The 11746-nt window shown below is 70.7% G+C and carries 11 protein-coding genes and 1 tRNA gene; 6 read left to right on the forward strand and 6 right to left on the reverse strand.

Annotated features, from left to right (window positions below; all coding sequences use genetic code 11):
- Positions 1 to 61: 61 nt before the first annotated feature.
- Genes ACTHJJ_RS02930 through ACTHJJ_RS02940 form a run of 3 tightly spaced genes read right to left on the reverse strand, consistent with a single transcriptional unit; the run spans position 62 to position 3625 of the window.
- The gene (locus ACTHJJ_RS02930; protein ID WP_440301439.1) at positions 62 to 1378 is read right to left on the reverse strand and encodes an ABC transporter substrate-binding protein; all 1317 of its coding nucleotides are present in this window, start codon (positions 1376 to 1378) and stop codon (positions 62 to 64) included.
- A gap of 28 nt (positions 1379 to 1406) precedes the next feature.
- Complete coding sequence (locus ACTHJJ_RS02935; protein WP_440301440.1) at positions 1407 to 2558, reverse strand: class I mannose-6-phosphate isomerase; 1152 nt, start codon at positions 2556 to 2558, stop codon at positions 1407 to 1409.
- On the reverse strand, positions 2555 to 3625 hold the full coding sequence (locus ACTHJJ_RS02940; protein ID WP_440301441.1) for a LacI family DNA-binding transcriptional regulator: 1071 nt from the start codon (positions 3623 to 3625) through the stop codon (positions 2555 to 2557). Before ACTHJJ_RS02940 ends, ACTHJJ_RS02935 begins: the two co-directional genes overlap by 4 nt.
- A gap of 316 nt (positions 3626 to 3941) precedes the next feature.
- On the opposite strand from ACTHJJ_RS02940, the gene ACTHJJ_RS02945 reads away from it, so the two are divergent.
- The 5 genes from ACTHJJ_RS02945 to argF all read left to right on the forward strand — a co-directional run bounded on the left by ACTHJJ_RS02945 (position 3942) and on the right by argF (position 8301).
- Entirely contained in the window at positions 3942 to 4730 is a 789-nt protein-coding gene (locus tag ACTHJJ_RS02945) for a DeoR/GlpR family DNA-binding transcription regulator (protein ID WP_440301442.1), read from the forward strand.
- Positions 4730 to 5836 carry a galactose-1-phosphate uridylyltransferase gene (gene galT, locus ACTHJJ_RS02950; RefSeq protein ID WP_440301443.1) on the forward strand — a complete coding sequence of 369 codons (1107 nt, stop codon included), beginning with the start codon at positions 4730 to 4732 and terminating at the stop codon, positions 5834 to 5836. The genes ACTHJJ_RS02945 and galT overlap by 1 nt, the downstream gene beginning before the upstream one ends.
- Complete coding sequence (gene galK, locus ACTHJJ_RS02955) at positions 5833 to 7008, forward strand: galactokinase (protein WP_440301444.1); 1176 nt, start codon at positions 5833 to 5835, stop codon at positions 7006 to 7008. Before galT ends, galK begins: the two co-directional genes overlap by 4 nt.
- Before the next feature lie 53 nt (positions 7009 to 7061).
- Positions 7062 to 7146, forward strand: a tRNA-Ser gene (locus ACTHJJ_RS02960).
- A 138-nt stretch (positions 7147 to 7284) separates the two neighbouring features.
- Positions 7285 to 8301: an ornithine carbamoyltransferase gene (gene argF / locus ACTHJJ_RS02965; protein WP_440301445.1), complete on the forward strand. Its 1017-nt coding sequence runs from the start codon at positions 7285 to 7287 to the stop codon at positions 8299 to 8301.
- 70 nt (positions 8302 to 8371) lie between these two features.
- Here the strand turns inward: argF and ACTHJJ_RS02970 are convergent, their stop codons facing one another.
- From ACTHJJ_RS02970 to ACTHJJ_RS02980, 3 genes are all read right to left on the reverse strand, one after another.
- Positions 8372 to 8986, reverse strand: coding sequence for a helix-turn-helix domain-containing protein (locus ACTHJJ_RS02970; protein WP_440301446.1), 615 nt, complete (start codon positions 8984 to 8986; stop codon positions 8372 to 8374).
- 194 nt (positions 8987 to 9180) lie between these two features.
- Positions 9181 to 9714: a LytR C-terminal domain-containing protein gene (locus ACTHJJ_RS02975; RefSeq protein ID WP_440301447.1), complete on the reverse strand. Its 534-nt coding sequence runs from the start codon at positions 9712 to 9714 to the stop codon at positions 9181 to 9183.
- Positions 9715 to 9762: 48 nt separating this feature from the next.
- Positions 9763 to 10059 carry a type II toxin-antitoxin system VapB family antitoxin gene (locus tag ACTHJJ_RS02980; protein ID WP_440301448.1) on the reverse strand — a complete coding sequence of 99 codons (297 nt, stop codon included), beginning with the start codon at positions 10057 to 10059 and terminating at the stop codon, positions 9763 to 9765.
- A 35-nt stretch (positions 10060 to 10094) separates the two neighbouring features.
- Between ACTHJJ_RS02980 and ACTHJJ_RS02985 the strand changes: the two genes are divergently transcribed.
- On the forward strand, positions 10095 to 11741 hold the full coding sequence (locus tag ACTHJJ_RS02985) for a helicase HerA-like domain-containing protein (RefSeq protein ID WP_440301449.1): 1647 nt from the start codon (positions 10095 to 10097) through the stop codon (positions 11739 to 11741).
- Positions 11742 to 11746: the final 5 nt, after the last annotated feature.

Raw genomic sequence — 11746 nt, forward strand, 5'->3', positions numbered from 1 at the left:
GACGTATGCCGCTGAGCCGGCCCAGCGGCATACGTCCAGTGGTTTTGGCGCTGAGCGGAGCTCAGCCCTGGTTCTTCTTCGCGGCGGCCGCGAGGTCGCTCACGAGTCCGTTCTCGTCCTTGGAGGCGTAGAACTTCGAGATCGCCGTCGAGATGTCGGCGTTCCAGGCGAGGGAGACGGCGGCGCCGTGGGCGATCGAGGAGACGATCTTGTCCTCCTTGAAGGCCTTCATGGCGCCCTGCTGGTAGGCCGGGAAGTCACTCGCGGGGACGTCGGTCCGCGCGGGGATCGAGCCCTTGGCGAGGTTGAACGCCTTCTGGCCCTCGGCCGAGCCGATGAGCATGAGCCAGTCCTTCGTGCCGCCGGGGTTCTTCGCGCCCTTGGGGAGCGTGAAGGAGTCGGCGAGGAAGTCGAAGACGCCGTCGGTGCCGGGCGTGGCGAACCAGGTCCAGTCCTGGTCCTGCTTCTTGCCCTTGTCGTTGAACTCGGCCACGGCCCAGTCGCCCATGACGTTGTAGGCGGCCTTGCCGTCGATGACCATGTCGGTCGCGACGGGCCAGTCGTCACCGTCGGAGGCGGTGTTGGCGTAGCTCAGCAGCTTCTTGTAGTCGGCCACCGCCTGCTTGACCTCGGCCGAGTCCCACTTGGTCTTGCCGTCGAACAGGCCGCTGTAGCCGTCGACACCCAGGTCCGCGATGAGCACGTTCTCGAAGAGCTGGACCTGCGTCCACGTGCCGGAGACGGACAGCGGGGTGGCGACGCCGGACGCCTTGATCTTGTCCATGTCGGCCATCCACGCCTTGAGGTCCTTGGGCACCTCGTTGATCCCGGCCTTCTTGAGGACGGCCGTGTTGGCCCAGACGACGTTGGCGCGGTGGATGTTCGACGGGACCGAGTAGATGTTGCCGTCGACGGTGAGCCGGTCGAGCAGGTCCTTCGGGAAGACCGACTCGCCACCGAGCGCCTTGATGACGTCGTTGACCGGCTCGATCTGGCTCTTGTCGATGTAGTCCATCAGCTCGGCGCCGGCGTGACCCTGGAAGGAGTCCGGCGGCTGGTTGTTCTGCAGGTCGGAGGCGAGCTTGGCCTTCGCGTTCGAGCCCGCGCCACCCGCGACGGCGAGGTTGACGAACTTGTCGTTGGGATACTGCTGCTTGAAGAGCTCCTCGAGCGCGTCGAGGCCCTTCTTCTCCGAGCCGGCGGCCCACCAGGTGAAGACCCCGACGTCGCCCCCGGCGCCGCCCGACGTCGTCTGGAGCGGCGTCGTCGGTGCGTTGGCGTTGCCGTTGTCGCCGGTCTGGGTGTTGCTGCCGCACGCCGCGAGCGCCACCGCGACGAGACCGGCGATCGCTGCGGATGCAACGTTCCTGCTGCGCATGTCTTTCTCCTTCATCGGTCCGTCGACGTCACGCCTGGGGGGCGCCCGTCGACGGCTGAGCCACCCGCGGTCCGGATGACTGGTCTGTGGGGTGGGCCGGCGCCTGCCCAGGGCTGGGCGGCAGGCACCGGATGAGGGTGACGTCGCCGTCGAGGCGGACCGGACCGGCCGCGTCGGGGACGAGCAGCACGTCACCGGATCGGATCGGGAGGGACTGGTGGGCGTCGCTGCCGGCCTCGCCGGGAGCGGTGCCGGTCGAGAGCGTGCCGACACCTGCGACGACGACGGTGACGGCGAACCCGCCCGGGATGAGGACGGGCCCGCCCTCGGTGGCGGTGACGACCTCGGCCCGGAAGAAGTCGGCAGCCTCGTCGGGCAGCGCGCTCGCGGTGCCGACGACGTCGGTCCACGTGCGGCGCAGCTCGGTGAGCCGCCCCGTGCCGAGGCGGTGCCGCTCCACGCTCTCGAGCGCGACGGGTCGCGGCAGGCCGAGGAAGGCGTGGGCCTCCTCGAGCCCGAAGCGCGCGTGCTCGAGCATGACCGACAGGTCGGTCGGCTCCTGGATCTCGAGGACGAAGACGCCCTCGCCGATGGCGTGCGGTTGCCCGGCGGGGACGAGGACCGTGTCGCCCCGGCTCACCTCGACCCGGTTGAGCGCCTCGAGGAGCCGGTCGTCCTGTGCCTCGACCAGCCCGGCGAGGGTCTCGGCGTCGAGGTCCTCGCGGAACCCGAGCCAGACCGCGGCGCCCGGGTCTGCGTCGAGCACGATCCAGGCCTCGGTCTTGCCGTGCGCGCAGTCGAGGTGGCGCGCCGCGAAGGCCCGGTCCGGGTGGGAGTGCACGGGGAGCCGTTCGCCGGCGTCGAGCAGCTTGGTGAGGATGTTGGGCTCCGCGCCATAGGCCGCGGCATGGTCCGCGCCGAGCCACCCGTTGGGGTCGGCCTCGAGAGCGGTGGCCAGGTCCGTCCCGTCGGGCAGGACCGTCTGCCCATCGCCGCCCTCGGCGAACAGGCTCGTCGTGGAGGCGAGCCAGTCCTCCGGCCGGTAGCCGTCGAAGCCGCCCGGGACCTCAAGACCTCGGAACGCGAGGATCTTGCGGCCGCCACGGTAGAAGCGGTGGGGAGTGTTGACTCCCAGCCGGATGGGGACCGTGGGCGCGGACGGGGACGAGCTCAGCGTCATACGCGCTGGCCTCCTGACTCGGGTCGGACGGCGCTCACCGCGGCAGCGGCGGCGGGGTGTGGGCGGCCCGATCCCCGGACGATGAGGCGGGTCGGCATGACGACGGTGGTGGCCGGGGCCTCCTCGCCGAGGAGCCGGACGAAGAGCTGCTGGGCTGCCTTCTGCCCCATGGCCGTCGGGTCCTGGTGGATCACCGTGACGGGCGGGTCGACGAGGTCCGCGAGCTCGAAGTCGTCGTAGCCGACGAGGGCGAGCGGCAGGTCGAGCCGGCGCATCGCCCGGAGGGTGTGGACGGTGATCCGGTTGTTGCCGGTGATGACGGCGGTGACGGGATCCTTGCCCGAGGTCCACCCGGTGATGACGTCGGAGACCGTCGCGACGGTGTGGGGACCCATGCTGATCCGCATCGGGTCGGGCAGGTGCAGGTCCCCGTGCACGCCGGCGAAGGCCTCGCGCCGCTGTCGCGCGGTCCAGAACTCGGGGTCGTCGCCGAGGAACCCGACCCGGCGGTGCCCGTGGGCGACGAGATGCTCCATGGCGCTCCGGATCCCGCCGTGGTTGTCGCTGAGGATGGTGTCGGCCTGCCCGCGGACCGGGCGGTCGAGGTAGACGATCGGCGTGCCGCTCGCGAGGACATCGGCATCGACGCTGGGGGTCGCACCGGCCGGCACGACGACGAGGCCGTCGACGCGGCGGGCGACGAGCTCGGCGAGCACGGCCCGCTCGCGGCTGGGCGAGCCCTCCGCGGAGGCGGTGATGAGCTGGTGCTGGCGGATCCGCGCCTCGCGCTCCACCGCGGCGCCGATCTGGGAGTAGAACGGGTTGGCGAGGTCCTCGACGACGAGCCCGATCGTGTAGGTGCGGCCCAGCCGGAGGTGGCGGCCGGTGTCGACCCGGCGGAACCCGAGCCGCTCGATGACGGCGATGACCCGTGCCGCGGTGTCCGGTCGGACGCCGGGCTCGTGGTTGACGACGCGCGACACCGTCTTGACCGAGACATTCGCCTCCGCGGCGACGTCGGCCATGGTCGGCCGGGTGGCTGTCGCCCTGGGTGACACCGGTGTCATGGCGCGATTGGACCAGCGTGGCTGGTGAGGGCGCAACGAGATCGGTGCAGGAGGCGACGACACTGTCCGATCCTGTCCGATGGCTTGTCCGAATCGGACAGGATGGACGACCAGCCCGTCCGCTCCCATGACCCGCTCCCTGCATCCCCGGCGACACAAGCCCGCGACCCACTGCGCGGCACTGGTCCGATCGTGGCGGCACTTGTTCGAAAGTGTCAAGACGTGTAAGAAATTGTTAAAGTTTGTTGACCGTTCGGCAGCGCCCCGGAGCGCCGGGAGCGCCGGACGCACCCGCCCGGACCCAGAGGAGACGCCCGTGCTCGCCAGCCAGCGCCGCTCCGCCATCGCCGAGCTCGTCGAGCGGGAGGGGGCGGTCCGGATCTCCGAGCTCGTCGACCGGCTCGGGGTCTCGGACATGACGATCCGCCGCGACATCGACCGGCTCTCCTCGGACGGCGTCGTCGAGCGCGTCCACGGCGGTGCCGTCGCCCGCGAGGGGATGCGCCGGAGCGAGGAGCCCGGCTTCGCCGCGAAATCCCTGCTGCAGCAGGCCGAGAAGCGCGCCATTGCCCGAGCCGCGGCGGCCCTCGTCGAGCCGGGGAGCGCGATCGGGATCTCCGCCGGGACGACGACGATCGAGCTCGCCCGCCACCTCGTGACGGTGCCCGGGCTCACCGTCGTGACGAACTCGCTTCCTGCGGCCCAGCTGCTCCACGAGGCCGGCGGCCCCGGTCAGACGGTCATCCTCACGGGCGGCGTCCCGACCCCGTCGGACGCCCTGGTCGGGCCGATCGCTGTCGCAGCACTCGGGTCACTCCACGTCGACCTGCTCTTCCTCGGCGTCCATGGGGTCGACGCCAAGGCAGGCCTGACCACGCCGAACCTCGTCGAGGCCGACACGAACCGGGCCCTCATCCGGGCCGGGCTGCGGGTGTGCGTCCTCGCCGACGCGACCAAGTGGGGCGTCGTCGGGCTCGGCACCTTCGGGCGGCTCGACGACGCCGACGTCTTCATCACCGACTCCGGCCTCCCCCCCGGCGCGCGCCGCGCCGTGACCGAGCACGCCGGAGAGCTCGTCGTCGTCGACCCCGACGGTGGCAACTGATGAACCGCGTCACCAGCAGGCGCCTGGCCGACGACCGCGAGATCGTCTACGTCGACGGCCCGGACGCGCCTCCCCGGTGCGCCACGGACACCCGGCCCCTCGGTGACCGGGTCCCCTCCGGCGAGCTGCGCTGGGACGCCCTCGTCGGAGACTGGGTCGCCGTGGCCGCGCACCGGCAGGAGCGAACCTTCCTGCCGCCGAAGGACGAGTGCCCGCTGTGCCCGACCGGCCGCGGCAGCGTGCCCTCGGAGGTGCCGGAGAGGTCATACGAGGTCGCGGTGTTCGAGAACCGCTTCCCGTCCTACGCGCCGGTGTCGCTCGGACGCGAATCGTGCGACGCCGCAGGCCTCTTCGAGACCCGGCCGGCGCTCGGCCGGTGCGAGGTCGTCTGCTTCACGAGCGACCACGAGGCGTCCTTCAAGGACCTGCCGCTCGACCGGGTGCGCCGGGTCATCGACACCTGGGCGGCACGCACGGCCGCGCTGGCGGCGACGCCGGAGATCGAGCACGTCTTCTGCTTCGAGAACCGCGGACGCGAGATCGGCGTCACGCTGCACCATCCGCACGGGCAGATCTACGCCTACCCCTACGTCCCGGCCCGCACCGCGCAGCTCCTCGCCCGGGCGGAGGAGCACCTGGCCAAGACCGGACGCCTCCTCGGCGCGGACCTGCTCGCCGCCGAGCGCACGGCCGGGTCACGGGTCGTCCTCGAGTCCGAGCACTGGACCGCATACGTCCCCTTCGCCGCCCGCTGGCCTCTCGAGGTTCACCTCGCACCGCACCGGGACGTGCCCGACCTGCCGGCCCTCGCCGACGAGGAGCGCGACGACCTGGCCGTCGTCTACCGCGACCTGCTGCGGCGGCTCGACCGCTACCACGTGGGCCCGGACGGGGAACCGCTGGCGATGCCCTACATCGCCGCCTGGCACCAGGCGCCGGCCCGGACCGGCCGCGAGGCGTCCCGCCTCCACCTGCAGCTCATGTCCGTCCTCCGGGCGCCCGGCAAGCTGAAGTACCTCGCCGGATCCGAGTCCGGTGTGGGCGGCTGGGTCACCGACGTCCCCCCGGAGCGGCAGGCCGCCCGGCTGCGCGAGGTCGCGTCGTGAGCCGTGCACCGCTCGCCGGGCAGGTCGCCGACGACTTCTCCCGGCTCACCGGCCGCTCCCCCGAGGGCGTCTGGTCGGCCCCGGGTCGCGTCAACCTCATCGGTGAGCACACCGACTACAACGACGGCCTCTGCCTGCCGATCGGCCTGCCCCAACGCACGTATGTCGCTGCCGCCCGGCGCCCTGACCGCACCCTCCGCGTGTGGTCGGCTCAGCAGGCGGCAGCTGTGGAGGTCGCCCTCACGGACGTGCGCCCGGGGCACCCGGCGGGGTGGGCGGCTTACGTCGCGGGCGTGCTCTGGGCGCTGGAGCGGGAGGGCCACGACGTCCCCGGCCTCGACGTGGCGGTCGACTCCGCCGTACCCGTGGGCGCCGGGCTGTCCAGCTCGGCGGCGCTCGAGTGCGCCGTGGCAGCCGCGGTGAGCGACCTCGCCGGCCTCGACCTCCTCGGGAGCGACCCGGGACGGGTCACGCTCGTACGTGCCTGCGTCGCCGCCGAGAACACGATCGCCCAGGCACCGACCGGCGGCATGGACCAGTCCACCGCGATGCTCTGCCGCGACCGCCGGGCGCTGCTGCTCGACTGCCGGTCGTGGGAGACCCGCCTGGTGCCGTTCGACCTCGCCGCGCAGGGCTGCGCGCTCGTCGTCACCGACACCCGGGCGTCGCACGAGCTGACCGACGGCCAGTACGGCTCCCGGCGCGACGAGTGCCTCGCGGCGCTCGCGGAGCTGGGCCTCGGCAGCCTGCGTGACGTGGACGTCGACGACCTCGACCCCGCCCTCGACAAGCTGTCGAATGACGTGCTCCGCCGCCGGGTCCGCCACGTCGTCACCGAGATCGACCGCGTCCGGGCCGCCGCCTCGGCCCTCGAGTCCGGCGACCTGTCCCAGCTAGGGCGACTCTTCGACGCCTCGCACGCCTCCATGCGCGACGACTACGAGATCTCGTGCCTGGAGCTCGACCTCGCGACGGACACGGCCCGGGCGGTGGGCGCGCTCGGCGCGCGCATGACCGGTGGCGGCTTCGGTGGGTCCTCGATCGCCATCGTGCCGGTGGACGCCGTCGAGGAGACGACCTCCGCGATCGCCGCGGCGTTCGCCGCGGCGGACCTCACGGCACCGGTGTCCTTCGTCGTCGAGGCCGGGGGCCCGGCGCACCGCGAGTCCTGACTCCACCCGGACGGATTTCCGGCCAACGCATCACCTCGGGTAACCTCGCCCGCGGAGGATTCGCATAGTGGCCTAGTGCGCACGATTGGAAATCGTGTTGGGATAAAACCCTCGGGGGTTCAAATCCCCCATCCTCCGCCCTCGGAAAGGGCCCCGGGCTTGCGAGCCGGGGGCCCTTTTCCATGCCCGGGTGTGCGAACCGCCCACCCTGCGACCTGCCTCCTCACTGCCTGAGACTCCTTTGCGGCCCTCAGGCACGGCTGGAAGCATCGCTCCATGACCGTGACCTCGCGCTCCGCTCTCCTGGGCCGGAGCTACCTCAAGGAGACCGACGTCTCCGCCGAGGAGTTCCGCAGCCTGCTCGACCTCGCCGCCCAGCTCAAGGCAGCGAAGCGCGAGGGCCGCGAGGAGCGACGACTCACGGGCAAGAACATCGCCCTGCTCTTCGAGAAGACGTCCACGCGGACCCGGGCCGCCTTCGAGGTCGCGGCCGCCGACCAGGGTGCCTCGACCACGTATCTGGACCCGGCCGGCTCGCAGATGGGCCACAAGGAGTCGATCAAGGACACCGCCCGCGTCCTCGGCCGCCTCTACGACGGCATCGAGTACCGCGGCAACGGCCAAGAGGTCGTCGAGACGCTCGCGGCGTGGGCCGGCGTCCCCGTGTGGAACGGCCTGACGAACGAGTGGCACCCGACCCAGTCCCTCTGCGATGTCCTCACGATGCGGGAGCACAGCACGAAGCCGGACCAGGAGATCAGCTACGCCTTCGTCGGCGACGCCCGCTACAACATGGGCAACTCGCTCCTCACAGTCGGGGCCATGCTGGGCATGGATGTGCGCATCGTGGCTCCCCGCTCGCTCTGGCCGGACGGCTCCGTCATCGCGCAGGCGAAAAGGTATGCCGCCCAGCTCGGTTCCCGGGTCACGGTGACCGAGGACGTGGACGAGGGGGTGCGCGGCGCCGACTTCGTGCACACGGACGTGTGGGTCTCGATGGGTGAGGCAACGGACGTCTGGGCCGACCGGATCGAACTGCTCACGCCGTACCAGATCAACGGGGACCTGCTCGCCCGCACCGGCAACCCGGCCGTGAAGTTCATGCACTGCCTGCCCGCGTTCCACGACCTCGACACGACCGTGGGTCAGGCGATCCACGACCAGTTCGGCCTCAAGGAGCTCGAGGTGACCGACGACGTCTTCGAGTCACCGGCCTCGATCGTGTTCGACCAGGCAGAGAACAGGATGCACACCATCAAGGCCCTCCTCGTCGCGACCCTCGTGGGCGCCTGACTCCGCGAGGAGAAACGCCTTCGGGTCCGTCGGTCGGTCAGGGTGGATGCCTCGGCCGGCGGGCCTGCTCCTACGCGAGGTTCGACACCGGCGGCTCGCACTGGCAGCCGCAGCTGGGCACGCAGGGTCCGGACTCCTCGCATTCCAGTCCGCACGAGCAGTCCGGCAGTGTCGGCTCGGTTGCCGCGCGTGCCGCTGCCTGCGCGTGCATCCGGGCGGCCTTCTGCTCAAACAGCATCCGCCGGTAGGCCGCGAGATCTCCGACCGTCGGGTGGTCATCGATGGACGGAAGCTCCGCGCGACGCCGGTCACGCTCCTCCCGGAGCTGGAACCACGCCCTGGGTGCGTGACGCTCGCGGCGCGGCCTCCACAGGTAGGCGGCGGGAGCCATCTCGACAGGATTCACGTCAAGGTGCGCCGGATAACGACGTCCCGCGTTATCACGGGCGACGTGTTCTGACACCGGGTCGACCAGGGCCCCATCTGAGTCGACGACAACGAGCCGCAGACCCGCGATCGCCATGATCCTGCTCAGCAGGTCCGTGGACGGGACCACTTCGCCGGTCTCCAGCCGGCTCACGATCGATCGGGATATCCCGAGCTGCTCTGCGAGTTCGCGCTGGCTCAGGTCTGCGAGCCGCCGCGCTCTGACGACATACCTCTCGGCACTGAATCGGATCGACATCTGAACTCCGCTTCCTGCCCCCGGAAGCGAGACTGCCCGCCACCACTGACACTGCCTCACCCTCCCTCATGACCTGCACCTCTCAGCGGGGCAGGGGGCCCGCTGCACCTGTCAGCGGGGCAGGTGATGAGGGCGCGCGGAGGGGGAATTGACCGTCGAGCTGTTGGGCAGCTGAACCGGCAGACCTTCTGGGCTCAGGGGACGGACGTGGCGTTGGGGCAGAGCGGGAGGGTCTGGGTGGGGGCCGGCTCGGCGGGGATGGGGCCGAGCTGCTTCCAGGCGTTGCCGATGACGAGGTCGACGGTGTCGTCCTTGCGCTTGTCCTTGACGAGGGCCGCACCCGGGACCTGCTGGGCGAGCAGCTCCGCGGACTGTTTCCCGGGCTCGCCGTAGCGGATCTCCGCGGACTTGGTGATGGTCTGCTTCAGGGGGTCGTTGGCGACTTTCTTGATCTTGAAGCCGCGCTTGGCCAGCGCCTGCGAGGTCGACCCGGCCAAGCCGTGGCGCTTCGTCCCGTTGTAGACGTTGACCGAGACGTCCGCAGGCCGCAGGGGCTCGACCGGTTTCACCGTGGTGCAGGCGGCCACCGGTTTGGGGACGGGCTGACGAAAGTAGGTCGAGGCGTAGTAGAACGCCCCGGCCAGCGCGAGGAGGAGCACGGCGATTGTCACCGTCGCCCGGCGCTGCCGCCTTGCGCGGTACTCGTAGTCGTCGTCCTCTGCGGTCATCGATCCCTCCGTCTCGTCCTCGAGGCGCTCCCGACCGTATCGGTCTGATCAGGAAAGTACGAGGACCCGCGCGTGGAGGACCGGGCGTTGCTGCAGCGCGGCGCGGAGCGCCCGGTGGAGACCGTCCTCCAGATAGAGCTCGCCCTCCCACTGGACGCAGTGGGGGAAGAGGTCGCCGTAGAAGGTCGAGTCGTCCGCGAGCAGTCCCCGCAGGTCGAGGGTGCTCTTCGTCGTGATGAGCTCACCGAGCTGGACGACCCGCGGAGGGACGCTCGACCAGTCCTTGACACTCACCAGCCCGTGGTCGGGATAGGGACGCATGTCTCCTACGGCCTTGAAAATCACCGACCCAGCATAGGCGCGGGACTACAGTGCCGAAGATGACTGACGTTCCCGCGTCTCCAGCGGCCGACGGTCCGCCATCCACCACGTCCGGCGCGAGCACCGCCCAGGACAGCTCGCCCAGTGTCGGCTCGCCCCTGCTGGACGAGATCCGTAGGGGCTACGCCTTCGACGGACCGACGCTTGCCCTCGGCGCCGCCGTGGTCGACGGGGAGGCCCACCGCGACGCCCCGATCCGCATCCCGCTCGGCATCCTCAACCGGCACGGCCTCGTCGCCGGGGCGACGGGAACCGGCAAGACGAAGACCCTCCAGCTGATGGCCGAGCAGCTCTCGGACGCCGGGGTGCCGGTCTTCCTCGCCGACATCAAGGGCGACCTGTCCGGCATCGCCTCGCCCGGTGAGGGCAGCACCAAGATCACCGAACGCGCCGAGCAGGTAGGCATGTCGTGGGAGGCCCGGGGCTACCCGACCGAGTTCTACTCCCTCGGCGGGGTCGGCAAGGGCATCCCGATCCGCGCGACGGTCACGAGCTTCGGCCCGACCCTGCTGTCGAAGGTGCTGGGGCTCAACGAGACCCAGGAGAGCAGCCTCGGACTGATCTTCCACTACGCCGACAAGAACGGCCTCGCCCTGCTCGACATCAAGGACCTCCGCGCCGTCATCAGCCACCTCACCTCCGCCGAGGGCAAGGACGACCTCAAGGAGCTCGGCGGTCTCTCGTCCGCCACCGCGGGAGTCATCCTGCGCAACCTCATCGCCTTCGAGGACCAGGGCGCCGACCAGTTCTTCGGCGAGCCGGAGTTCGACACGAGCGACCTGCTCCGCACCACCTCGGACGGCAAGGGCGTCGTGTCGTGCCTCGAGCTGCCGCAGGTGCAGGACCGGCCACAGCTCTTCTCGACGTTCCTCATGTGGCTGCTCGCGGACCTCTTCCACGACCTGCCCGAGGTAGGCGACCCCGACAAGCCGAAGCTCGTCTTCTTCTTCGACGAGGCGCACCTGCTCTTCAATGACGCGAGCAAGGCCTTCCTCGGCGCGATCGAGCAGACCACCCGGCTCATCCGCTCGAAGGGCGTCGGCGTCTTCTTCGTCACCCAGTCACCCAAGGACGTGCCGGGCGACGTCCTCGGCCAGCTCGGCAACCGGGTCCAGCACGCCCTGCGCGCCTTCACTCCCGACGACGCGAAGGCGCTCAAGCAGGCGATCGCGACCTACCCGCGCACGGCCTACGACCTCGAGGAGCTGCTGACCAGTCTCGGCATCGGGGAGGCCGTTGTCACCGTCCTGTCTGACAAGGGCGTGCCGACCCCCGTAGCCTGGACCCGGATGAAGGCGCCGAACTCCCTCATGGACCCCTCGCCGGCGGCGACCGTGGACGGCATCATCGCTACCTCGCCTCTCAGGTCGAAGTACGCCGAGGTCGTGGACCGCGAGTCCGCCTACGAACTGCTGGCCAAGCGCCTCCAGGCTGCGCCGACGCCACAGCAGGCACCGGCCCCGCCGGCATCACCCGTGAGCACTCCGACGTCCCCCGACCGGCGCCGGACACCCAAGGCGGAGCCCGGCCTCGTCGAGCAGGTCGTCCAGTCGTCGGCCTTCCGATCGATGCTGCGCTCCGCGGGCACCGTCGTCGGGCGGGAGATCACCCGCAGCATCTTCGGCACCTCACGCCGGAGGCGCTGACCGGA

This window comes from Intrasporangium sp. (assembly GCF_051961875.1).
Lineage (GTDB): Bacteria > Actinomycetota > Actinomycetes > Actinomycetales > Dermatophilaceae > Intrasporangium_A.